Raw genomic sequence first — 25,987 nt, 5'->3', positions numbered from 1 at the left:
ATTTACTTTGCACGCGTCCTGTTTCTTGGCGGGCGCGTGCAGTTTACAAAACACTCCCTGTACTAACAAAATCCCGTTAAAAACCCAAATTTTCGCAAGTAGGCTTGTTATTTATCTATTAATTAAATGCTTTTATAGTTATTTAGTTTATCGAGATGAATAAAGTTAATTATAACAAAAAATAATTAGGTAATATTTGTTTACTATATTTCAGTAAGAATTTATTAAATTAAATATAATTAACACTGTAACTGACTAATTTAAATATACGATATTCTGCAAAATTCATATTATTAACATCATATAAGGTTATTTATCATCGCACCAAATCAATAATCCAGACAAACAAAACTAATTGGAATGTTATTCTTGTTTTTAGGGTTGAGGTTTACAGAATATAGAATTTCCTGCTATAAATATACACATGCAAAAAAGATACTGTGTATTAAACTAAGTTATACCCATCCAACGTTTTATACCTCTTATCTGCACCAATAAAAATGATTAGCTCATTATTATGAGCCAATGCTTATTATTTTGAATTTATGCAATTTAGTATTTCAGGTAGTTAGAAGGAAACTATAATGACACCGCAAACAGCCAGCCAGCCCTCTGCGAGGCCTTTGGGCAAAGAAGACTATAAAACATTAGGCTTATCCTCTTTAGGGGGTACCCTTGAGTTTTACGACTTCGTTATCTTTGTTTTTTACGCAAAAATTATTTCCCAACTATTTTTTCCAGGGGATAACGAATTTCTCGCGCTAATGGCAACACTGGGCCTATTTGCAGCAGGTTATCTTGCTCGTCCTCTTGGTGGCATTATTATGGCTCACTTTGGAGATAAAATTGGCCGCAAGAAAATGTTTACCTTAAGTATTTTCTTAATGGCATTCCCAACATTTGTGATTGGTTTTTTACCGACTTTTGAAACCATTGGTGCTGCAGCCCCATTACTGCTGCTGTTAATGCGTATTATGCAAGGTGCCGCGATTGGTGGTGAAATGCCAGGAGCATGGGTATTTATTGCAGAGCATACACCAAAGCAACGCTATGGCTTAGGTGTTGGTACACTGACTTCTGGGATCACTGGCGGTATTTTATTAGGCTCTATCGTCGCTATTATTATTGAACGCTCTTATACCACAACTGAAATTCATGATTTCGCATGGCGTATTCCATTTATTCTTGGTGGTATTTTTGGGTTTATTTCTGTGTATTTACGCCGTTTTTTACAAGAAACTCCGATATTCAAAGAACTGGCCGCTAAAAAAGCTTTGTCACAAGAATTACCCGTCAAAACTGTGATTAAATCTCATAAGCAAGCCTGTATGATCACGGCAGCACTGACGTGGTCATTATCAACCGCTATCGTTGTCACTATTTTGATGACGCCAGATGTGGTGTTAAAAGGGATCTATAACATTGACCGAAATATTGCATTGCAAGCTAACTGTGCCGCAACATTAACCTTAACATTAGGCTGTATCTTCTGGGGTTGGTTAGGTGATAAAACAGGAACACGTACCTCAATGACTTTATCCTGGGGTGGATTGGCCGTAACGGCAATTTACTTCTATTCGTCATTATCCAGTGATATTGCGGCGAGTACGTTGATTTTTAACTATGGCTTGATGGGCTTCTTTGTTGGCGCGATTGCAACGACACCAATTATCAGTACACGCGCATTTCCACCTGAAATTCGCTATTCTGGCCTGTCATTCGCTTACAATGTGGCTTATGCAATTTTTGGTGGTTTAACACCAATATTAACTGGTGCTTGGTTGCAGCAGTCTCACATGGCACCTGCCTATTATGTTGCTGGCGTCTCATTATTAGCGGTTGCTGTAGCCTTTATTCCTCTATCTTGGAAGGGTTGGACAGTCAATTCTGAATCCTCAAACGAAAAATCTGCGGTTCTAAACGCTTCTAGCTTATAACATTTCTTGCACCCTATTTATTAGGGTGCAATTCTTATTGAGAAAAATTAATTTCCCCCACGCCCTCCTTTACACACACCGCAGCATACAAGTACAGAAATTGACACTTATTCATATTTCCTCCATTTTTCTTTGTACCTATCACGTTAAACTACTAATATGTCTAACTGACTCTTTTTTGTTAGTTTTTTAGTATACAGCCTGACGGATCTCATCCACTTTTTTGAGTTAAGCGAATTACCCAAAATGAATAAACAAAAACAACGTAAACCTTTTATTCGCTCTGCCATTTTTATTGCCATTATTGCGGCAGCTGGCGCTTCTTGGTATTTTTATCATCAAGAAAAACAATCAGATACACAATCTACTGACGCCGTAGCAAAACCAAACTCACAGCGAAGTGCAATGGGCCGCCCACCACGTGTTTTAGCCCCTGTACAATTTGCCGTCGCAGAACAAAAAGTCGTTCCGCGCTTTTTATCGGGTTTAGGCACAGTCCAAGCCGCGAATGTTGTCACTGTAACCAGCCGTGTTGAAGGCCAGTTAATGCAGCTGTATTTTACCGAAGGGCAATACGTCAATAAGGGAGATTTATTGGCACAGATTGACCCTCGCCCATTTGAAGTTCAGCTATCACAAGCAGAGGGGCAATTGGCAAAAGACAAAGCAACATTAGCAAATGCACAATTAGATTTAGCTCGTTATCAAAAGCTTGCTGGCACTAAAGTGATTTCGCAACAAGAGTTAGATAACCAAAAAGCGGCGGTATTACAGGCTCAAGGCAGTATTAAAGTTGACCAAGCAGCTGTTGATAATGCCAAACTGCAATTAACCTACAGTAAAATTACTGCGCCTATCTCAGGACGCGTGGGTTTAAAACAAGTGGATGTTGGAAACTTTATCTCTTCCGGAACCTCAACTCCTCTTGTCGTCATCACGCAAACTCAACCTGCAGATGTCCTTTTTGCGTTACCTGAGGGCGATATTCCCGCGATCCAGCAGGCACAATCCTCTGGTGAGAAAGTATTGATTGAAGCTTGGGACAGAAACAATATCGCGCTAATCGCAAGTGGTGAGCTACTCAGTACTGATAACCAAATTGATGCTGCGACCGGCACGCTGAAAATAAAAGCGCGCTTTACCAATGAAGAAGAAAAACTTTTTCCTAATCAATTTGTTAACGTAAAAATGCAAGTTGAAACGCTGCAAAATGCCGTGGTGATCCCAACCGCTGCACTGCAAATGGGCAATGAAGGCCATTATGTTTGGATACTGAGTGATGATAATAAAGTCAGTAAACACAATGTAACCGTGGGTATGCAAGATAGCCAACAAGTGGTTATTGAAAGTGGGCTCGCGGCAAATACCAAAGTCATCACGGATGGTGTTGATAAACTCACCGATGGCACAACGGTCGAAGTTGTTACCCCTGAAGGCATCGCTAAAAAAGAGCCCCGCAAAGGTAAACCTAATAGCGCGGAGAAAGCGTAATGCGGCCTGAAATGTTAAAAGGCGGTGGGCCTTCTCGTTTATTTATTTTGCGCCCTGTAGCAACCACATTATTCATGGTGGCTATATTACTCGCAGGGATCATCGGTTATCGCTTCTTACCTGTTTCTGCCCTGCCTGAAGTCGATTACCCAACGATTCAAGTTGTTACCCTTTACCCAGGCGCCAGCCCTGATGTGATGACCTCGGCAGTGACAGCACCACTGGAAACCCAGTTCGGCCAAATGTCAGGGCTTAAACAGATGTCATCGCAAAGTTCAGGAGGGGCATCCGTTATCACGCTGATGTTCCAATTAACCTTGCCTCTAGAAGTTGCTGAACAAGAAGTTCAAGCAGCGATTAATTCTGCCAGTAGCTTACTACCATCGGATTTACCCTATCCTCCAATTTATAATAAGGTAAACCCTGCTGATCCACCTGTACTCACCTTAGCGGTCACCTCTGATGCAATGCCGTTAACGCAAGTACAGGATATTATTGAAACGCGAATTGCCCAGAAGATATCCCAAGTAAATGGAGTGGGCTTAGTGACGTTAGCCGGCGGCCAACGTCCTGCTGTTCGTGTGAATATCAACCCACAAGCCATGGCTGCTAAAGGGCTAGATAGCGAAACAATTCGCCTTGCCATTAATAATGCGAACGTCAACTCCGCAAAAGGGAGTTTCGATGGCCCTACGCGCGCGGTAACGCTGTCTGCTAACGACCAAATGAAGTCACTTGACGACTATCATCAACTTATTGTGGCCTTCCTAAATGGTGCGCCGGTACGTTTAGGTGATATTGCAACCATTGCACAAGGTGCTGAAAATGCCTATTTAGGTGCATGGGCGAATAATGAGCAAGCGATTGTGATCAATGTTCAGCGACAGCCCGGCGCTAACGTGATTGAAACCACAGATACCATTCGTACGCTATTGCCCGAATTGATTGAAAGCTTACCTAAATCGGTTAATGTCGAAATTTTAACCGATAGAACCAGTACCATTCGTGCATCCGTTAATGATGTCCAATTTGAATTAATGCTAGCCATCGCCCTCGTAGTGATGGTGATTTACTTGTTTTTACGCAATGGAATTGCCACCTTAATACCGGGTATTGCCGTACCGTTGTCACTTGTTGGCACCTTTGCAGTGATGTATTTCTGTGGTTTTTCTGTCAATAACCTCACCCTAATGGCTTTAACCATCGCCACCGGTTTTGTGGTCGATGATGCGATAGTGGTGATTGAAAATATTTCTCGCTACTTAGAGCAAGGCGATAAACCGCTGGTCGCCGCACTCAAAGGGGCTGGTGAAATCGGATTTACCATTATTTCCCTCACCTTTTCCTTGGTTGCAGTATTAATCCCACTGTTATTTATGGGGGATATTGTCGGCCGGTTATTCCGCGAGTTTGCCATTACCCTAGCCGTGGCTATTTTGATCTCTGCTGTCGTCTCATTGACGCTAACGCCAATGATGTGTGCGCGTTTATTAAAACCGGAGTCGCAGCATAAACATAACCGTTTTGAACTAGCGTGTGAGCGCTTCTTTGACCGTATGGTTGCTGGATACGCAATTTGGTTAAAACGTATTCTTAATCACCAATGGTTAACCCTTTCTGTGGCGCTAGGTACCATGGTGCTGACTGTTTTACTGTATCTGTGGATCCCAAAAGGTTTTTTCCCTTTGCAAGACAGTGGAATTATTCAGGGCTCAATTGAAAGCCGCCAATCTATTTCATTTGCAGCCATGGCGCAAAAGCAGCAAGAAGTCGCGTCAAAATTATTAGCAGATCCTGCAGTCGACAATGTCACCACCTATGTGGGTGTTGATGGCAGCAACCCGACATTAAACAATGCGCGTCTCCAAATTACATTAAAGCCTCTTGATGAGCGTGAAGACAGAGTGATGGCGATTATTGATCGTCTCCAGCAATCCGTTGATAACATTGCTGGAGTGAATCTCTATCTGCAACCCATGCAAGATCTCACCATCGATACGCAAGTAGCGCGCACACAGTATCAATTTACTTTACAGGCTGGTTCATTAGAAGAATTAACCACTTGGGTTCCACGCTTGTTAGATGCCCTAGAACAACAACCTGAACTCACCGATGTCAGTAGTGATTGGCAAAATAAAGGGTTAGTTGCCTATGTGAATGTTAATCGTGATACGGCAAGCCGTTTTGGTATCACGATGTCGGCTATTGATAACGCCTTATATAATGCGTTTGGGCAGCGAATGATTTCGACTATCTATACGCAATCAAATCAATATCGTGTGATATTAGAACATGACACACAAACCCGTGATGGTATGGATGCGCTGAATGATATCCGTCTAAAAGGGACTGATGGTGCCATTGTACCACTGAGTACTTTAGTGAACATTCAAGAAGGTAATGGGCCATTAGCCATTAATCACCTAGACCAATTTCCCGCGGTGACTTTTTCGTTTAATGTAGCGGATGGCGCTTCTCTAGAGTCAGCTGTCAATGCAGTGAAATTGGCCGAATCTCAAATTGCGATGCCAAAATCTATTACAACGCAATTCCAAGGAGCGACTTTAGCCTTTGAAGCGGCACTGAGCAGTACTATTTGGTTAATTGCAGCTGCCATTGTGGCGATGTATATCGTATTGGGCATTTTATATGAGAGTTTTATCCACCCGATTACGATTTTATCTACCCTACCGACAGCCGGGGTTGGTGCATTACTTGCTTTAATGATGGCAGGGAAAGACCTTGATGTCATCGCGGTCATCGGCATCATCTTACTAATTGGCATTGTGAAAAAGAATGCCATTATGATGATTGACTTTGCCCTTGCCGCGGAGCGTGAACAGGGAATGTCCCCTTATGATGCCATCTATCAAGCTTGCTTGCTGCGGTTTCGCCCAATTCTAATGACCACCATGGCGGCCTTGCTGGGTGCCTTACCATTGATGCTGAGTACTGGTGTAGGTGCAGAATTACGTCAACCATTAGGGATTTGTATGGTTGGTGGCTTAATTATGAGCCAAATCCTCACTTTATTTACCACACCAGTTATTTACTTATTGTTCGACCGTCTTTCTCATTACTTTAAAGACCGTCGCCAAGCGAAGAAGGCACAGGTGTCATAATGAAGCGCTTTTTTGCTCTGTTTATTAGCCGACCGGTAGCAACGACGCTTATCAGCGTTGCGATTACTTTGTGTGGTGCCCTGAGCTTTCTGTTTTTACCCGTTTCTCCGTTGCCTCAAGTGGACTACCCTGTGATTAACGTGACAGCGTCACTTCCAGGGGCATCACCCGAAACTATGGCGTCCTCCGTTGCGACGTCACTTGAACGCTCTTTAGGCAGTATTGCTGGGATCAGTGAAATGACCTCAAGCAGTGCGCTTGGGCGAACCACCATTACACTAGAGTTCAATCTCGACAAAGACATTAATAACGCTGCACGCGAAGTTCAAGCCGCAATTAATGCCGCACAGAACCTGCTACCCAGCGGTATGCCAAGCCGTCCACGTTATTACAAGTCAAACCCGTCTGATGCGCCAATTATGATTTTGACCATGACCTCAGACACCCTAAATACTGGCGAAATTTATGATATTGCTTCGACGCGTTTAGCCCAACGAATTGCCCAAATTGAAGGGGTTAGTGAAGTTTCTGTGGGGGGAGGCTCGCTCCCTGCCGTACGCGTTGAACTCAACCCAACCGCCCTATTTAACCAAGGGGTTTCCCTTGATGCCGTGCGCTCAGCCATCAGCAGTGCTAACGTTCGCCAACCGCAAGGCTATATCAATGATGACGAAAAACGTTATCAGGTACAGACCAATGATGAACTAAAAAAAGCCGCAGATTATCGACCCATTATTGTTCATTATAGCCAAGGTAATGCCGTTAAACTCAGCGATGTCGCCAATGTTAAAGATTCCATTGAAAACGTGCGTGCGGCAGGTATGGCAGACGGTAAACCGGCTATTTTGATTGTCATTCGTCGTGAAGCGGGTGCCAATATCATTGAAACGGTTAACCGTATTCGTGATGAATTACCCGAATTCAATGATATGATCCCCGCCGCCATTGAGTTAAAAGTAGCACAAGATAGGACACCGACCATCCGCGCGTCTTTAGCGGAAGTCGAGCGCGCCCTACTGATTGCCGTTGCCTTGGTGATCCTCGTTGTGTTGCTATTCTTACGTTCAGGTCGCGCTACTTTGATCCCTGCTGTTGCCGTCCCCGTCTCATTGATTGGAACTTTTACGGCCATGTATTTATGTGGCTTTAGTTTAAATAACTTGTCATTGATGGCACTAACGGTTGCGACTGGCTTTGTGGTCGATGATGCGATTGTGGTATTAGAAAATATCTCACGTCATATCGAAAATGGCACAAAACCGTTTATTGCCGCGGTTAAAGGCGTGCATGAAGTCGGCTTTACTGTCGTTTCCATGAGCATTTCTTTGGTGGCTGTTTTTATTCCCCTATTGCTAATGGATGGGCTAGTCGGGCGCTTATTTCGCGAATTTGCTATTACCCTTGCAACCGCTATCGGTATTTCATTGGTGATTTCGCTAACGCTCACCCCCATGATGTGTGCTTATTTACTGAAGAAACGTCCTCGCAACGTCAAAGCCAAACATCGTGGGTTTGGACGTGTGTTACTGCGTTTGCAAGAAAGCTATGGTGTCGCTTTAAATTGGGTGCTCGGACATCGCCGGAGTGTTCTCGCGATGCTATTTGCCACAATCGGCTTAAATGTTTACCTGTATATCACCGTTCCGAAGACTTTCTTTCCTGAACAAGATACTGGCCGAGTGCTGGGCTTTGTGCGCGCAGACCAAAGCATTTCATTTCAGTCAATGAAAGAAAAAATGACCCGTTTTATGCAGCAAGTTAAAGCCGACCCAGCGACGGATAATGTCACCGGTTTTACTGGCGGTAGCCGAGTAAACAGCGGTTTTATGTATATCTCATTAAAACCACTGGGTGAACGTACTGAAAGTTCAGCTGAAGTCATTAATCGGTTACGCATGAAATTAGCCAATGAGCCTGGGGCTAACCTGTTTATGATGCCAGTACAAGATATTCGTGTGGGAGGTCGACAGGCCAATGCCAGTTACCAGTTTACCCTGCTTGCAGATGAACTTTCAGCATTGCGTGACTGGGAACCCGCTATTCGTAAAGCACTCGGTGAATTGCCACAGCTAACAGATGTGAACTCGGATAAGGAAGACAAAGGCGCGGAAATGGCGATCACCTACGATAGGGACTTAATGGCCCAGCTAGGTATCGATGTCCGTGAAGCTAACAGTCTGCTTAACAACGCATTTGGCCAACGCCAAGTTTCCACTATTTATGAGGCGATGAACCAATATAAAGTCGTGATGGAAGTTGCTCCTGAATATACGCAAGATGTCAGTGCTCTCGACAAAATGTTTGTCATCAACAAAGATGGAGACGCTATCCCACTGTCTTATTTTGCACGTTGGCAACCCGCAAATGCACCGCTAAGTGTGAATCACCAAGGGCTATCTGCTTCATCCACTATCGCGTTTAATGTTGCGGACGGCTATACCTTAAATGATGCCATTGTCGAAATTGAAAAAACCATGACTGCACTTGGCGTACCATCGACGGTAAGAGGCACTTTTGCAGGAACGGCACAAATATTCCAAGAAACCTTACAGTCACAATTGTTTTTAATTTTAGCCGCCATTGTGACCGTTTATTTGGTTCTGGGTATATTATATGAAAGTTATATTCACCCACTGACTATTTTATCAACCCTACCCTCTGCAGGTGTCGGGGCATTATTAGCTCTTGAATTATTTGATACGCCATTTAGTTTAATCGCCTTAATTGGCATCATGCTATTAATTGGGATCGTCAAGAAGAACGCGATTATTATGGTGGATTTTGCCATTCAAGCCCAGAGAACGGCGGGTTTAACCGCCCGAGAAGCCATCTTTCGTGCCAGTTTATTACGTTTTCGCCCTATTTTGATGACAACACTCGCAGCTATTTTTGGTGCATTACCGTTAATGTTGGGTAGTGGTGATGGCGCAGAACTCCGTCAACCTCTCGGGATCACCATTGTCGGTGGCTTAATAATGAGCCAATTGCTAACGTTATTTACCACCCCTGTTGTGTATTTAAGTTTTGATAGCTTGAGACAACGTTGGCAGCGCAAGAAATCAGTAACGCAGCAAATTGCGGAGGATACCCATGAAGCTTAGGTTGAATAGCGTGAGTACTCGGCTTTTTCTGGCTATTTTTGCGACATGCTTGTTGTTAGTGCTGATTATGCACCAAGGCGTACGCATGAGTTTCCAGCACGGCTTTATTGATTATATTAAAGAAAATGATCAACAACGCGTTGAGCTGGTTTCTTCTGCCCTTGCCGAACAATATGAAGAAATGGGCAATTGGCGGTTTTTGATTGGTAATGATCGCATTTTCTTTCGCATTTTGCGTTCTGTAGAACATCAACAACATCGTGGCCCGATGCGCCAACGCTGGCGAACCTTTTTTTGGGTTTATGATACACAAGACCGACTCATTTTCGGGCAAGACACGCCCTTGCCGAGTAAAGTTCTTCGTGAACCTATTGTTACTAGCAATGGCGATACCGTCGGCTGGCTCGTTGCCAGTTATGAAACAGGAATTAGCAGCGCCCTTGACCGCCGTTTTGATACCAAGCAAATGTATACCAGTTGGATCATCGCTGGGCTATCTTTGTTTGTGGCTCTGATTGCCACATTGTTCCTTGCTCGTAGCTTTTTAAAACCGATTAAGCGGTTACTCGAGGGCACTAACCGGCTCGCCAATGGTGACTTTGCCACACGAGTTCCTGAATCTGGCCGCGATGAACTAGGGCAACTGGCTAAAGATTTTAACCATCTGGCCTCGACTCTCGAAAAAAACGAACAAATGCGTCGTGACTATATGGCGGATATTTCCCATGAACTCCGCACACCATTATCAGTTCTGCGAGGCGAATTAGAAGCAGTGCAAGATGGCGTCCGGCAAGCCACTCCCGAAACAATCAATTCTCTACTCAATGAAACCCAAACTTTAATTAAGCTAGTTAATGACCTCCACCAGCTCTCATTATCGGATAGAGGTTCATTGGTCTACCGTATGCAACTTACCGATATTATCCCTTTAATTGAAATGGCAATAGGCCAAGCCCGCTGGCGGTTAGAAGACCAACAACTTTCAGTTGAACGGAAATTTATTGCAGAAGGCTACGTGTTTGCAGACCCAGATCGCATCACCCAGTTGTTCTATAATTTAATGGAAAACAGCTTACGCTATACGGATCCACAAGGTAAAATTGCCATCCAAATCACACAAGACCAAGACCAGCTCTGTATAATTTGGCAAGATAGCGCCCCGGGGCTTACAGCTGAGCAATGCCAACATTTATTTGAGCGTTTTTATCGCGCTGAAGGCTCACGTAATCGCGCCAGTGGTGGTTCCGGTTTAGGACTGGCCATTTGCTATAATATTGTTGAGGCTCATCATGGTACAATTTCTGCAGCACCGTCATCATTAGGAGGTGTCAAAATTACCATCAATTTGCCGATTCAATTAAAAGATAAAGGGTTATGATCATGGCTGAACAGAGCAATACCCCTATTTTGGTTGTGGAGGATGAACCTAAACTAGGCCAACTGCTGTTTGATTACTTACAAGCTGCAAACTACCAACCTGCGTTAATTGCACGTGGCGACGAAGTCATTGAGTATGTGAAACAACACCAACCTGCGCTCATTTTATTAGATTTAATGTTACCGGGTCTGGACGGTATTTCAGTGTGTCGTGAACTGCGAAAATTCAGTGATGTTCCCATTATTATGGTGACGGCAAAAACTGAAGAGATTGATCGCTTATTAGGGTTAGAAATCGGCGCTGACGACTATATTTGTAAACCATTTAGCCCACGAGAAGTTGTGGCTCGTGTCAAAACGATTTTACGTCGTTGCCAACCAAACATAACGACCAACAATAACCAAACCAAACTTATTATCGATGAAAATGCCTTCCAAGTACGCTATGGCTCACAGTTACTTGAACTCACACCTGCTGAGTTTCGGTTGCTTAAATTTATGTCTGATAATGCAGGCATGGTATTTTCTCGCGACCAGTTACTGGATATCTTGTATGACGACCACCGCGTGGTAACAGACCGTACAATTGATAGCCACGTCAAAAATTTACGCCGTAAATTAGAGTCCCTCGATAACGAAAAAACTTTTATTCGGTCAATCTATGGCCTTGGCTACCGTTGGGATGAATGTTAAGTAACCAATAGACATACTATTCTTGTGGGATATTTGGTTTTTTTAGCAAATAGGAGTAAAATCCCCATCCCTTAAAAACACTCTCTCGTATGAGTGAGTGCTGACTTGACATCAGATAGAGAATAACCATGTTTACACCAGAGCTTTTATCCCCCGCCGGTTCGTTAAAAAATATGCGCTACGCTTTTGCGTATGGCGCAGACGCCGTTTATGCAGGCCAGCCTCGTTACAGCTTACGCGTACGAAATAACGAATTTAATCACGAAAACTTAGCCAAAGGCATTCAAGAAGCCCATGTGCTGGGTAAAAAGTTTTATGTGGTCGTGAATATTGCCCCTCACAATGCGAAATTAAAAACCTTTATTCGTGATTTAACCCCCGTCATTGAAATGGGACCAGATGCACTGATTATGTCTGATCCTGGCCTTATTATGATGGTTCGTGAAGCGTTTCCTGAGATGGATATTCATTTATCTGTGCAGGCCAATGCGGTTAACTGGGCATCGGTGAAGTTCTGGAAACAAATGGGCTTAACACGCGTAATCTTATCGCGCGAATTATCCCTCGACGAAATTGCTGAAATTCGCCAACAGGTACCGGAAATTGAGCTTGAAGTTTTTGTCCATGGTGCCCTTTGTATGGCCTATTCCGGCCGTTGTTTACTTTCCGGTTATATTAATAAGCGCGACCCTAATCAAGGGACTTGCACCAATGCTTGCCGCTGGGAATATAACGTACAAGAAGGTAAAGAAGACGATGTGGGTAACATTGTCCATATTCATGAGCCCATCCCAGTACAAAATGTGACGCCAACCTTAGGTGCGGGTGCGCCAACAGATAAAGTCTTTATGATAGAAGAAGCCAAACGACCTGGCGAGTATATGACCGCCTTTGAAGATGAACATGGCACTTATATCATGAACTCAAAGGATTTACGCGCAATCGAGCACGTAGAAAATTTAACAAAAATGGGTGTTCACTCATTAAAAATTGAAGGCCGTACAAAATCGTTTTATTACTGTGCTCGTACTGCGCAAGTCTATAGACGTGCAATTGACGATGCTGTCGCTGGAAAACCCTTTGACCCAACGTTACTCTCCACTTTAGAAGGATTAGCGCACCGTGGTTATACTGAAGGCTTCTTACGTCGCCACACCCACGATGCCTATCAAACCTATGAATATGGCTACTCTGTTTCTGAAACTCAGCAATTTGTGGGTGAATTTACCGGCAAACGTGTCAATGGTATGGCAGAGGTTGATGTAAAAAATAAATTTAGCGTTGGAGACAGCTTAGAGATGATGACACCTGCGGGTAATATCGTCTTTACCTTAGACGCCTTAACAAACCGCAAAGGTGAAACGATTGATGTTGCACCAGGCAACGGCCATGTGGTTTATCTGCCAATCCCTGAAGATGTTGATGTCAATTTTGGTTTGTTGATCCGTAACCTAGCAGGAACAACCACCCGAGCACCTCATCAAACTCAGCCAGAAAATCAAATTGCAGGCTAATCACCACTTAGTTATTTTTAAATAGCTTGTTCACTATAAGCCAAAACCTCATCGTTTAATACTTTGATATTTTGGCTTTTTTTAATATATAAAACGATATTATTTCACTTTATATGCTTTTTTCTTATATGATAATCATTCGCGTTATTGACATTTCCATTAAAAAATGCGCTGAATATCCAATTTTATGCAACAGATCACATCAATTGGTTATTCAATATCGTATAGTCACTCTCGAAAACGAAGAACTAGAAAGTCATAAAATAAGACTAGGAACCACCTCCTTGGCTGGCTCAATCTCCCTTGAGCTAGCCATTTCTTTTATCTGCTACTTTATTTCATTTCTCTTGTTAACTCTATTTCTGTAAAAAAACTAAAAAAAGCTCATCAATATTTTATTAATCCATTTATACTCATTTTAACGAATATTTGACATACGTTAAGCCAAATGGATGGGTATTTATGAATCAATATCAGTCAGCCATGGTTATTCTTAATGGTAAACAAGCAAATCACATTGAGCTGCGAAAAGCCATTACTCACCTGCGTAAAGAAGGCCATAAAATTCAAGTCCGTATTCCTTGGGAGCTGGATGATACGCATTATTTTATTTCTCAGGCGATAAAACACGGTGTTGATACCATTATTGCCGCCGGAGGTGATGGCACAGTGAATGCGGTTGCCAGCACCCTGATGAAGTTCCCTAGCGAGTCTCGTCCTGCTTTAGGGGTCCTTCCGATGGGTACAGCAAATGATTTTGCCACTAGCGCGAATATCCCAATGGATATTGAATCTGCCCTAGCACTCTCATTAAAAGGCAAAGCTGTGCCTATTGATATTGCGCAAGTCAATGAGCAATATTATTTCCTCAATATGGCCACTGGCGGCTTTGGGACACGTATTACCACCGAAACACCAGAAGCACTAAAGTCAGCATTAGGGGGAGCGGCTTACGTGATAAATGGCTTACTGCGTCCTGACACACTAAAAACGGACATTTGCCATATTGAAGGGGAAAATTTTAGTTGGGAGGGAGAAACGTTAGTCATTGCTGTCGGAAACGGCCGACAAGCAGGTGGAGGTCAGCAATTGACACCACAAGCACTCATTAATGACGGTGCATTAAATTTACTGATTATTCCTGCAAGGGATGTGATACCCGCATTTTTATCGAATTTATTTTCAGCTGATAAAAACGAACACTTAGTTGAAAAGCAATTATCGTGGGTAAAAATTTCATCTCCTCACGATATGATCTTAAACCTTGATGGTGAGCCACTCTCGGGAGATACCTTTACGTTCTCAGTGCAGCCAAACGCCATTCAGTGCCGGTTACCTCCTCAATGCAACTTATTAACCTAAAACATAATATGAAAGCCCAAGTATTTGGGCTTTCAATCTTTTAAGGTTACCACCATGCATGGAAGTGATGCACAGGACCAATTCCCTTTCCAACCTCTAAGCTATCTGCTTGTTCTAACGCAGCTTGTAAATACGCTTTAGCCTGCGTAACCGCTTCTTGCCAATCAGCGCAACGAGGCCGCAACGCAGCCAAAGCTGCTGACAAAGTACACCCTGTACCATGGGTATTTTTAGTATTTATACGAACTGACGTAAAACGCCATTCACCTTCTGGTGTGATTAACCAATCTGGGCTTTCAGCATCACTTAGATGACCACCTTTCATCAATACCGCTTGGCAACCTTTCTCAAGCAATTTATACCCTTGAGTCAGCATTTGGCTTTCTGTTTGTGCGACTTTTTCGTCTAACAATACCGCGGCTTCGGGTAGATTTGGTGTAATAATAGAAACGAGGGGTAATAACTGTTGACGTAGCGCATCAACCGCATCTGGTAATAGCAACGGGTCGCCACTTTTAGCCACCATTACAGTGTCCAATACCACATACGGAATAGGATATTGTTTCAGTGCATTCGCCACAACTGCGACATTACTTTGGTTAAACAGCATACCGATTTTTGCGCTATCAATTCGCACATCACTGAGAACCGAGTCTAATTGTGCCGCTACAAATTCAGGGGGTAAGTCTTGAACAGATTGCACACCTCGGGTATTTTGAGCCACCAATGCTGTCATCACACTCGTACCATAAGCCTCTAATGCAGAGAACGTTTTTAAATCTGCCTGAATACCCGCCCCACCCGATGGGTCTGTTCCGGCTATGGTTAACGCATTAATCCTCATGTGTGATTCCCCTTTTCGTCGGCTAAAGCAATTGAATAGATTGATAAGCAAGGTTTACTGACATCATTTTAAACCAAACAATAAAACCGCCTTAATTGTCTCATAACATTTAACAAATACCAGCGGTTAGTGAATGAATTTTAATGAGTTAGATAAAAAGAGAGGATATCTCACACAGGAAAAATTGACATGATTTATAAGTACACATTAGGCAAATGAATATGACCAACGCCTCGTTGTCGTAATAGTTGAGCGAATGCCTCCACTTCTGTTTGGGTTGCCGCAGGCCAGCTAGCTGCTTCATTTTTTACGCCATGTTGTTGAAAGGCGTTAATCTTTATCCGTGTGTTTGTAGGCAATTGATTTAGGAAATCAGCAAGTTTATCAATATGCTCTAAGTAATCTGTTTGCTGAGGAATATACAATAAACGCAATTCATACAATTTCCCCGCTTGCCCCAAATATTGAATTGATTGAAAAACACGCTGGTTATCTTTTCCTGTTAGCCTTAAAGCACACTCATCACTCCATGATTTCAGGTCAATCATCACGCCATCCGTATACTCAATCACTTTATTCCAACCCGCAGAAGCCAGATGTCCATTACTGTCAATAAAGCAGGTTAAATGCTTGAGCTCTGGTGTGGCCTTAATTGCTTTAAATAATTCAATAATAAAAGGTAATTGTGTTGTTGCTTCCCCACCACTAATGGTTACGCCATTCAGGAAAACAACATTTTTTTTCAAATCATTGATTGCGTCATTAACACTTAATGGCACCGTCATCGGGCTTGAATTTTTAGTGCAAGTTTGTAAACAGGTATCACAAAGCTGGCAGGCATCGCTATCCCAGATAACCTGACCATCTACAAACAATAACCCATTGTGAGGACAGGTAAAAACACAGTCCCCACAATGGTCACAAAGCGCCATGGTATATGGATTATGGCAATTCAAACACCGTAAATTGCAACCTTGCAAAAAGATAACATGCCGATTACCCGGCCCATCTACACAGGAAAAAGGAATAACCTTATTCAGCGTAGCGCATCGATTGCTCATGACTAATTACTCGTTGCTGACGGGCTGTAATTTTACAGTTCTTAGTCGCTTCCTCCCCTAACCAGGTAGTGTTACTTCTAGAACCTTGTTCTTTGTATTTTTCGATATCCGACAGACGTACCATGTAGCCAGTAACACGGACTAAATCATTACTCGCCACGTTTGCAGTAAACTCACGCATTCCACAGCTAAATGCCCCTTTGCATAATTGCATTAGTGCTTGCGGGTTTTGTTTAATCGTTTCATCGATGGTTAAAATGTCACTGATCCCAGATAAATAGTGTTTGTGATGAGGAGCTACGGCTTGGATATGCGAAACAGGATCCGGCTCTTCACCGTATGGAATGCGAGCCCCCGGTGTAGTTCCTATATCCGAACTGATCCCAGATTGAGCATGGAGCATGGCTCGGTTTTTATAACCATATTTAACAGGTGTGGTTTCGACAAAGTCTGCCAACTGTTCACTGATTTGATAAGACAGTGGTAAGGCGGGTGAATTTGCTTGATATGCGCCTTTCGCTCCGTCTTTTTCCATGAGGATATTCACGGCTTCGGCTAAACCATAAATACCAAACATCGGGGCAAAGCGTTCTGGTTCTATTAACCCTTCTTGGACAAGAAAACTGGTTTGGAAGAAGTTTGATTCCTCAAATAAAAATGCGCTACGTGTTTCTATAAGTTCCATTTGTAACTCACAATACTTTTTCAATTGCACATTTAAAAAATCAACTGAATTTTGACTGCGTAATGCAACCTCGCGCAAATTAATACGGACTAAAGTGCTTCCTCCACCTGCAACAGGCAATGCATTATAACAGCTGACAATGCCGTAACCTTGTTCATCAAATGCAGCACGATGAATAATATCATTCGCAATATGCGGTTTGCTACATTCACAAATATTTTCAATCGCTTGTAAGAAAAGTGATTCAGGTGTGCGCTGTGGGTGATAAACAAATGTCAGGTTAGGTGCTACTTGTTTCAATTCCGCATCGATACGTAAAATCAAACGGCAAATCACGTTGTCATCCGGCCCAATATTGGCATGCATAAAGGCATCAGGTAGAGTTCGGTCTAATTGTATCCAAAATCTTTTTAATTTTGGATACAATTGTTCTTCTGTCAACTCACCTACATATGGCATGAGTACTTTATCTAAGTACCCTAAAAATACAGGGAAATTGGTTACCGACGGAACGTGATGATACAAAATCATCAGATGATTAAGCGCATCATCAAAGTCCTCTGCAGGGGCTAATTCTAAGTATGTTGAACCTTGATTGAGGTATTTTACATAGTCAGGCAACACATAGCGCGGCTTATATGGTGCATTTCCTTCATACATATCACAAATAACACGTTCACTTAACGCCTCTGCGAGGGGTTCGCTCACCGCAAGATAGGGAATGTGGCTATCCGCTTCTACCGCTAAAAAATTGGCTTTTTGTTTTGGTGATAATATTTTATCTGTGGCGATAGCCAAGCATTTAGCTTGGTATTCAGTCAGTGGTTCTTGGCGTTTCATCATGGTGATGTTCCTTTTTTAGTTAGAAGCTAATGTTGCTTACAGCAATGTATCTGCCATAAACTTTCAAAAATTAGCTCCTAGCCGTGTTGACATGCAGCAACTTATAACCGCCGCCTATGTCCTCCATTTCATCCCATTGAGACAAGTCATTATTTGACGTGCATCATACTTTTTGGATTTGTTTGCACGCTATTTTTCATAAATGTCTGCTCTATCAACATTACTAGTCGTTATCACCTAAATAATACGAAATATCTCTTTATTACAGAAAGTTAGCCACAGCTATAATGAGTGATACATTGGTTTTTCTTATCTTTTTTAACTCAATTCAGCTCATTTATTTTCATCAAGTAATCACATTATCTAATTAAAAAATGGAGTATTTTGTCAATTATTGGTTTTTAGGAGAATTAACCTATTCAATAACCAATTTGATCAGCTAATATCCCTTTCTACTGTCGGTTATCCCCCTTAAAAATAGGCAAAATTAAACAGTTCTAATATGACCAGCGAGTTATTATCCTTAACTATGTAATTAATACTGTTATATTCTGTACATCTTAATTAAAATAATTGAGCTCAAAATTATAATAATAATGCTAATCTGATAATCATTAGCGAGCTAATCATCATTTTTATATCTGCGATACAGAACTGGATTTACAATGAGAGTTTATAAAAACATACAGTTGGCTGTAGGTGCTTCGCTACTCATGAGCGCCTCAATCTGCATATCATCGCCTGCCGTTGCGCAAGAACAATCGGCAAATTTATGGGATAAATTTAAAAATAATGTCAGTACCACATGGGACTCTGACAAATATGAGTTATATGTTCCAGCGGTGACTTGGCACAACCGTGCAATGTACGACAAGAAAAAAACGGATGAGTATAACGAGCGACCTTGGGGTTTTGGCCTTGGTAAATATCGTTATGATGAAGACAATGACTGGCATGCTATCTATGCAATGGCATTTAAAGATTCACATAATGATTGGGAGCCAATTGGTGGTTATGCATTCCAAAAAATGTGGATCCCAGGGGACATTGATGGTTTTCGCATGGGAGCAGGTTTCACTCTGAGTGTCACTGCCCGTAGGGATATGTACTATATTCCAATCCCAGCACCGCTCCCGCTAGTATCAGTGGAATATGACAAGCTTTCGCTGCAAGCCACTTATATTCCAGGGACTTATAATAACGGTAACGTATTATTTGCTTGGCTACGTTGGCAATGGTGACCTAACGACTTCATCGCAGTATAAAAAGACCGGTCGGGTATTCCCACCGGTCTTTTTATTATAAGAAAAAACCAAATCTAACTGAATTGTTGGCTTTTGGCTAAGTCTTGTTTTTTAGCCCCTGAGAATTGGTATCCAACCCATAGAACTGCTATCCATAATGGCATAATTAATACTGAAATGCGCAAACCGTCCATTGTTAGGATAATCCCTAAAATCAGCAGTAAAAATGCTAAGCACAGATAGTTCCCAAATGGATACCAAATGCTTTTAAATTTCGTTTCAACACCTTGTTTGTTCATTGCTGCTCTGAACTTCAAATTTGACACACAAATCATAATCCAGTTTAGAACTAACGTTGTCACGACCAATGACATTAACAATTCGAAAGCTTTACCTTCCATCACAAAGTTAATTAAAATCCCGCCAGAAGTCGCAATACCTGAAACCAATAAAGCCATGACGGGAACGCCACCTTTATTCACTTTCGCAAGAAATTTAGGTGCGTTACTTTGTTGTGCCAAGCCATATAACATACGGCTTGTCGCGTAAGCCCCACTGTTATACACCGACAACGCAGCGATTAGAATGACAACGTTCAATGAATTAGCAACCAGTAAGTCCCCTAATTCATGGAAAATTAATACAAATGGGCTTGTTTTGCCATCAAGGTCAACCCAAGGATATAATGCGAGTAATACCGCTAACGAGCCAATATAAAAAATTAAGATACGGTATACAACTTGGTTAATCGCCTTTGGAATGCTTTTATCTGGGTCTTCTGCCTCTGCGGCGGTAATACCGACAAGCTCTAATCCCCCAAATGAAAACATAATAATTGCCAAAGCCATTATTAGCCCATTAAAGCCATTAGCAAAGAAACCACCATATTCCCATAAGTTACTGACTTTCGCTTGTGGGCCGCCATGACCGCTGAGCAGTAAGTAGCAACCAAAAATAATCATAGCAACCACTGCAATGACTTTGATTAATGCAAACCAGAATTCCGTTTCCCCATAAGAGCGCACATTGACCAAGTTAACCGCATTCACAGCAATAAAAAACACCGCGGCAGAAACCCATATCGGGAGTTCAGGCCACCAATGTTGCATATATTTACCTGCGGCGGTGAGTTCCGTCATCCCAACAAGGATAAACATGACCCAGTAGTTCCACCCTGAGAGAAAACCCGCAAAGCCACCCCAATACTTAAATGCAAAATGACTAAACGAACCCGCGACAGGTTCCTGAACAATCATTTCTCCCAACTGGCGCATAATAAGAAAAGCAATAAACCCACACAGTGCGTAGCCAAGTAAAACCGATGGCCCTGCCATTTGTATGGTTGTTGCTATTCCAAGGAATAACCCTGTACCAACAGCGCCTCCCAAAGCAATCAATTGGATATGCCTGTTTTTTAATCCCCGCTTTAGCGTCTGTTGCTGTTGCGACATAACTTTACCCTTTCGTCCTCTTACTTGCTTTTTATCGTCCAAAATAATGATAATGACACAAGTTTATTTGAATTTTCTTATTAACACTACATTCTTCTGGCGCTGTTTTTACCATATCTTACGGCCCAAAAGCAGGTGCTATTAGTTATTTTTTTTCATCACATAACAAAATGATACAGCGGGATAGCTACCCCAACTCAATATCATGGATTGTGCATTAAAAAGCAAATTCAAAATGGTAACAAGTCAGTTACACGACAAATACCAAAAATAAAGTTTTCTCCTCCCTGATCACACAGGTTGTCCATCGCTAAGAGATAGAAAAAAAGACACGCTAAAACAGCACTTACAGCAATAATTAATTTACGACCAAACACCGACAATTCCTTCATATTTCTATGATGATTTTATTTTTCAAATGATTACAATATTAAGGTACTGCCATTTTATGATAGATATCATTTATGGCATTGCACGTAATGCGTTTATAGAATAAATGGTACTCTAATTTAGAGCGTCAAATTTGAGGAAAATATGCAATTAACCTCTTTTTACAAAAATCCCGCTCATTTTAGGTGCTATTGGCCAGTAACTTATTCTGATTGTGCTTTTTTTACCCTAAAAATGGGAAATACCGCACAAGCAGCCTTTGTCATCATGAAATGAAGTTGTGTATACTTCTGCTACCGTAAAACTAGAAAACATTTGAGATGCCACAAGATAACCACTTAGCACTTGTTTATGCTTTGAGTAAATGGATAGAAGAACACTTAGGGCGCGTGATCCACTTAGAAGAGCTCGCGGCTTATTCAGGCTATTCACTTTGGCATATGCAAAAAATATTTAAAGAAGTCACAGGGATTTCACTGGGTAAATATATCCGTCAACGCCGTCTTGCTGGTGCGGTTAACTTACTGCGCAATAGCAGCCAGTCTATTTTCGATATCGCTCTGGATTTTGGTTTTGGGTCACAATCCCACTTTACCTATATGTTCCGTAAAGAATATGGCATTACGCCATTTGATTTTAGACAGAATGACCAAATTCAATTAGATGTGAAGCAACCGCTTCATTTGATTCATAATTATGAGTGAGAATATTTTAGCCGCATTAATCTATTGATTCACATGCTAATGCTATAAAACATTGTCATTTCAAGCTTCGACTATTGAACAGAGTTCCTGCCTTGTATTCTGTTCAATTTCAAATCAAACACCCATTATTCTATTGTGAATAAAATTATAACTATTTGTATAATTTACATTCTGAATAATTGGAGTAAGGTATTGGCAGAAAGCACGCATTTTAGGAGGCATTGGATGTCAATCAAACTGGTCGCCATTGATTTAGATGGCACATTACTTAACTCCCAACACCAAATATCTCCCGCAGTAAAAGAGGCTGTCACTCAAGCCAAACAAAAAGGTGTACATATTATTTTAGCCTCAGGTAGGCCATTTTCGGGGATCTCCCCTTACCTACGGGAACTAGATTTAAATACCGCAGATAACTATTGTATTAGTAATAATGGTAGTGTCATTCACCAAGCCAATGATGGCAGTCATCTGGCAGAGAATTTGTTAGATTTCGCTGACTTCCAATATTTTGAGGAACTGGCTAGAAATGTCGGGGTTCACATGCATGCTCTTGCGGATAACAGCATGTTCACGGCAAACCGCCATATTAGTCACTATACAGTTGCAGATGCTTATTTAACTCACACTCCGCTTATCTATTGCCCCGTTAATGAAATGGACTCTTCTTTGGAATTTACTAAATTTATGATGATTGACCATCCAGAGAAATTAGATATTGGTATCAGTTATCTTCCAGAGAATGTCTTCGATAATTACGCTTTAACCCGAACAAGCCCGTATTTCCTAGAGGTATCAAATAAAACCTCAAGTAAAGGCGCGGCATTGCAATGTATCTGTGAAAAACTGGGTATTACACCTGACAAAGTCATGAGTATTGGTGACCAAAATAATGATATCCAAATGCTACAATACGCCAGTGTTTCTGTCGCAATGGGCAATGCTTTAGAGCCAATTCGCCAAATGGTTAAATTTGTGACCACAACTAATGATGAAGATGGCGTTGCCGTCGCCATTAATAAATTTATTAATGTATAAGCCCGCAAAAATTCACTTCAGTATATTTTCTGTTGCAGCGCTTATCTGGGACGCGCTGCACCTTTTAACCGCGTATTGGTTTTTGCCTCGTCGCTAAAAAGCAAATCACCGACCCCATTGTCACCATTAACACACCTTGCCAAAAACTTAACGTTAATGCCGTGCTTAATAACATAGACGCGAATGCAGTTGATATAACTGGGGTAAAATAAGAGAGTGTCCCTAAAAAAGCCACATTGCCCTTGATAACCGCAAATGTCCATAATGCATTCGCACCGCCAGTCGCAATTGAGGCCACCACTAATAATAACAGGCTTTCTTTATTGATAATAAACGGTGTTGGAGTACTGAAAAAATACAATATCCATAACCCAATAGAGGTCATGATAAAGAATAGTACCATACCATTGTGACCTCCAGAAATACACTTAGTGACATTGCTGTAAAACGACCAAACAATAGCCCCAATAAAGGCTAAAAAATAACACAGTGGATTACTTTGAATATTTGCCCAAATACTTTGCACCGACAATGGTTGATTTCCTGAAATTACCCAGATCAACCCCATAAATGCTAAAACTAAACCTAATCCCAATAATAAAGTGAAACGTTGACGGTTAAAAAATACAGCCAGTGCGATAGTAAAACTTGGCCACAAATAATTCACCATACCAAGTTCAATAGCTTGCTGCCGGCTATTGGCTAAGCCTAACGCTAATACAAAACAGATTTCATAGCTAACAAACAGTACCGTTCCCCAAAGCAAGTAGCGTTTGGGATACTTCGTTATTTTAGGCACCCCCATGGCAAGTACTAACACAAGGGAACCGACTGTATAAACTAATGCTGCACCACCGACAGGCCCAAAATTTTCACTTACACTGCGGATCAGTCCTACCATTGTGCTCCACAACAAGATTGAAATAACTCCATACAGCGTTGCGGCGTACTGATTCAATTTCATAACTCTCTCGGCTATTTAAATTAGAAAATGATATATATTGTGATAATACATTTATTTTATCATCTTAAAAAACCTTATAGCTCAAAGAATTATAAAACAAGCATTTATTCTTATTAAACCTTGATAATTTTTCATAAAAAAATTCTCAGGCTTTCACCTAAGAATTTTATGCTTTACGTTTTTTATATTAGCGAGATGTTTCTTTCTCAACCCACTTATCGACTTCTTCTTTTTCCCATATCCCCTCCTCAAACTGTTTCTTTAATTCAGGGTGCTGATTAATATCAAAAGTCGGTATTTTACCTGCAACCAATTGCTGGTTATAATCTTTAGCGAGTTTGAAAGCGATACCCGATAATAAAAGGATCGCGATTAGATTTGTTATTGCCATTAACCCCATGGATAAATCAGCAAGTTTCCAAATAAATGGCATTTCAGCAAGTGCGCCAAACATCACCATACCTAAGGCAGCTAAACGGAAAATAAATAAACCCGCTGTATGGTTATTTTCTAGAAAAATCATATTGCTTTCAGCGTATGCATAGTTAGCAATGATTGATGTAAACGCAAAAAAGAAGATAGCAATCGCAATAAAGGTACTTCCCCAGCTACCAACGGCAGAAGATAGCGCTAGTTGTGTCAATTCAATGCCATTAATGTTATCCATCCCACTTTCTAGAACACCAGATGACAAAATAATAATTGCGGTCGCACTACAAATAACAATGGTATCCATAAAAACACCAAGCATCTGCACATACCCTTGAGATGCAGGATGAGGTGGATAAGGCGCTGCAGATGCCGCTGCATTCGGTGCTGACCCCATCCCGGCCTCGTTAGAGAATAGCCCTCGCTGAATACCTTGTGTCATAGCCTGAGCAACACCATAACCAACAGCACCACCCGCTGCCTCTTGCAAACCAAATGCATTTCGGATTATCAGCATAAAAACTTCAGGTAATCGTTCAATATGGTGCCCAACAACCCAAAATGCCAATAACAAATAGGCTAACGCCATAACAGGAACAACTAATTCAGCAACCCTCGCAATGGATTTCAATCCACCAAAAATAATAATTCCACTTAATAAAACTAAGCCAATGCCAACATAAATTGGATTGAAATCAAAGGCGACTGCGGTTGCTTGAGCGATAGAATTAGCTTGTACTGCATTAAATACCAAACCAAAGGCAATAATGAGGAAAATTGAAAATAACACGCCCATCCATCGTTGGTTTAAGCCTTTTTGCATATAATATGAAGGCCCACCGCGATAATTTCCTTTATCATCTTTGGTTTTGTATAACTGTGCTAAAGTACACTCCACAAAAGACGTTGCCATCCCGAGTATAGCAACGACCCACATCCAAAAAATAGCACCCGGTCCGCCAGCTGTTAGCGCAATTGCGACCCCGGTTAAGTTTCCTGTACCGACCCTAGCGGCTAAACTTGTACATAGTGCCTGAAAAGATGAAATACCTGCGCTATCAGATTGTTTACTGTTTTTTAAGACACTAAACATATGGCCAAAATGCCTAATTTGAATAAACCCTGATCGAAGCGTAAAATACAGGCCTGCTCCCAGTAATAAATAAATAAGTAACGAACCCCAAATAATATTAGTTAGTGAGTTTATAAATTCTATCAAATTACACTCCTTTTTTATTAGAACGATTAATAATGTATTAATCGAAAATCAAATCCTCACATTTAAAACATAACTCCAGAAAAAGGAGTTTAGCCTACAAAAGCCAAATCATCTTAATATGATTATCAGAAATTATATTTTTTTCTCTTTAATGTAAATTAATTTCCGTTTCATCAATCGTTAACCACATTGTATTTTAATTAAAACAAGTTAGATACTCACAAATAAACACATATAACACCTTGAAAAACCTAACCAAGAAAAAATTCTTTATGATTAAGTAAGAAATAAATCAAATGATTGATTTTCAGTATTTATTTTAACCAAAAAGTTACTTAAATAAATAAAAAACCATTATTCATTTTATCACTTCAATCTTAATTAACTTATTTCTTAACAAAAATATTTGTAATATTTATTTTGCTTAATTCATATATTATTTGGAATATCTAATCAATAAATGAGGTTAATTTATAATCAAAAAGCCTATCACGTTACAATCGTCACAATTAGATAGT

Annotated in this window: 18 protein-coding genes; 11 read left to right on the top strand and 7 right to left on the bottom strand. The window is 41.3% G+C overall.

Going from position 1 to position 25,987, the window contains the following annotated elements:
* Positions 1-584: 584 nt before the first annotated feature.
* The 8 genes from PR725_RS05840 to yegS all read left to right on the top strand — a co-directional run bounded on the left by PR725_RS05840 (position 585) and on the right by yegS (position 14,597).
* Entirely contained in the window at positions 585-1,937 is a 1,353-nt protein-coding gene (locus PR725_RS05840) for an MFS transporter (protein ID WP_004911396.1), read from the top strand.
* 246 nt (positions 1,938-2,183) lie between these two features.
* The gene (locus tag PR725_RS05835; RefSeq protein ID WP_109912431.1) at positions 2,184-3,428 is read left to right on the top strand and encodes an MdtA/MuxA family multidrug efflux RND transporter periplasmic adaptor subunit; all 1,245 of its coding nucleotides are present in this window, start codon (positions 2,184-2,186) and stop codon (positions 3,426-3,428) included.
* Entirely contained in the window at positions 3,428-6,550 is a 3,123-nt protein-coding gene (locus PR725_RS05830) for an MdtB/MuxB family multidrug efflux RND transporter permease subunit (RefSeq protein WP_272568029.1), read from the top strand. The genes PR725_RS05835 and PR725_RS05830 overlap by 1 nt, the downstream gene beginning before the upstream one ends.
* A complete protein-coding gene (gene mdtC / locus PR725_RS05825; RefSeq protein WP_272568027.1) occupies positions 6,550-9,651 on the top strand; it encodes a multidrug efflux RND transporter permease subunit MdtC in 3,102 nt (1,033 codons plus the stop codon). The genes PR725_RS05830 and mdtC overlap by 1 nt, the downstream gene beginning before the upstream one ends.
* Positions 9,641-11,029: a two-component system sensor histidine kinase BaeS gene (baeS, locus tag PR725_RS05820; RefSeq protein ID WP_109912429.1), complete on the top strand. Its 1,389-nt coding sequence runs from the start codon at positions 9,641-9,643 to the stop codon at positions 11,027-11,029. Before mdtC ends, baeS begins: the two co-directional genes overlap by 11 nt.
* Positions 11,026-11,721, top strand: a complete 696-nt coding sequence (baeR, locus tag PR725_RS05815; protein ID WP_109912428.1) for a two-component system response regulator BaeR — start codon at positions 11,026-11,028, stop codon at positions 11,719-11,721. The genes baeS and baeR overlap by 4 nt, the downstream gene beginning before the upstream one ends.
* Positions 11,722-11,849: 128 nt before the next feature.
* Entirely contained in the window at positions 11,850-13,235 is a 1,386-nt protein-coding gene (gene trhP / locus PR725_RS05810) for a prephenate-dependent tRNA uridine(34) hydroxylase TrhP (RefSeq protein ID WP_196718348.1), read from the top strand.
* Between the two features lie 462 nt (positions 13,236-13,697).
* Positions 13,698-14,597, top strand: a complete 900-nt coding sequence (gene yegS, locus PR725_RS05805) for a lipid kinase YegS (protein WP_004911418.1) — start codon at positions 13,698-13,700, stop codon at positions 14,595-14,597.
* A 46-nt stretch (positions 14,598-14,643) separates the two neighbouring features.
* On the opposite strand, the gene thiD is transcribed toward yegS, so the two are convergent.
* The 3 genes from thiD to PR725_RS05790 all read right to left on the bottom strand — a co-directional run bounded on the left by thiD (position 14,644) and on the right by PR725_RS05790 (position 18,030).
* On the bottom strand, positions 14,644-15,441 hold the full coding sequence (gene thiD / locus PR725_RS05800) for a bifunctional hydroxymethylpyrimidine kinase/phosphomethylpyrimidine kinase (protein ID WP_115167137.1): 798 nt from the start codon (positions 15,439-15,441) through the stop codon (positions 14,644-14,646).
* A gap of 194 nt (positions 15,442-15,635) precedes the next feature.
* On the bottom strand, positions 15,636-16,502 hold the full coding sequence (locus PR725_RS05795) for a YjjW family glycine radical enzyme activase (protein WP_109912426.1): 867 nt from the start codon (positions 16,500-16,502) through the stop codon (positions 15,636-15,638).
* A complete protein-coding gene (locus tag PR725_RS05790) occupies positions 16,474-18,030 on the bottom strand; it encodes a YjjI family glycine radical enzyme (protein ID WP_196719470.1) in 1,557 nt (518 codons plus the stop codon). The genes PR725_RS05795 and PR725_RS05790 overlap by 29 nt, the downstream gene beginning before the upstream one ends.
* Positions 18,031-18,695: 665 nt before the next feature.
* On the opposite strand from PR725_RS05790, the gene pagP reads away from it, so the two are divergent.
* Complete coding sequence (gene pagP, locus PR725_RS05785) at positions 18,696-19,271, top strand: lipid IV(A) palmitoyltransferase PagP (RefSeq protein WP_109912424.1); 576 nt, start codon at positions 18,696-18,698, stop codon at positions 19,269-19,271.
* A 77-nt stretch (positions 19,272-19,348) separates the two neighbouring features.
* Here pagP and PR725_RS05780 read toward each other — a convergent pair whose 3' ends face one another.
* Both PR725_RS05780 and mgrB read right to left on the bottom strand, forming a co-directional pair.
* On the bottom strand, positions 19,349-20,725 hold the full coding sequence (locus PR725_RS05780) for an amino acid permease (protein WP_272568017.1): 1,377 nt from the start codon (positions 20,723-20,725) through the stop codon (positions 19,349-19,351).
* A 230-nt stretch (positions 20,726-20,955) separates the two neighbouring features.
* A complete protein-coding gene (gene mgrB, locus PR725_RS05775; RefSeq protein ID WP_004911439.1) occupies positions 20,956-21,102 on the bottom strand; it encodes a PhoP/PhoQ regulator MgrB in 147 nt (48 codons plus the stop codon).
* A 333-nt stretch (positions 21,103-21,435) separates the two neighbouring features.
* Between mgrB and PR725_RS05770 the strand changes: the two genes are divergently transcribed.
* Both PR725_RS05770 and yidA read left to right on the top strand, forming a co-directional pair.
* Positions 21,436-21,819, top strand: a complete 384-nt coding sequence (locus tag PR725_RS05770; RefSeq protein WP_004911441.1) for a helix-turn-helix domain-containing protein — start codon at positions 21,436-21,438, stop codon at positions 21,817-21,819.
* Positions 21,820-22,044: 225 nt separating this feature from the next.
* Positions 22,045-22,857, top strand: coding sequence for a sugar-phosphatase (yidA, locus tag PR725_RS05765; RefSeq protein ID WP_196718345.1), 813 nt, complete (start codon positions 22,045-22,047; stop codon positions 22,855-22,857).
* Between the two features lie 64 nt (positions 22,858-22,921).
* Here the strand turns inward: yidA and yddG are convergent, their stop codons facing one another.
* Both yddG and PR725_RS05755 read right to left on the bottom strand, forming a co-directional pair.
* A complete protein-coding gene (yddG, locus tag PR725_RS05760) occupies positions 22,922-23,821 on the bottom strand; it encodes an aromatic amino acid DMT transporter YddG (RefSeq protein WP_272568013.1) in 900 nt (299 codons plus the stop codon).
* Between the two features lie 187 nt (positions 23,822-24,008).
* Entirely contained in the window at positions 24,009-25,469 is a 1,461-nt protein-coding gene (locus tag PR725_RS05755; protein ID WP_004911454.1) for an alanine/glycine:cation symporter family protein, read from the bottom strand.
* Positions 25,470-25,987: the final 518 nt, after the last annotated feature.

Source organism: Providencia sp. PROV255 (assembly GCF_028478065.1).
In the GTDB taxonomy this organism is placed as follows: Bacteria; Pseudomonadota; Gammaproteobacteria; order Enterobacterales; family Enterobacteriaceae; genus Providencia; species Providencia rettgeri.
Note: the sequence above shows the minus strand (reverse complement) of the source record. Positions and strands in the feature narration are given on the sequence as shown.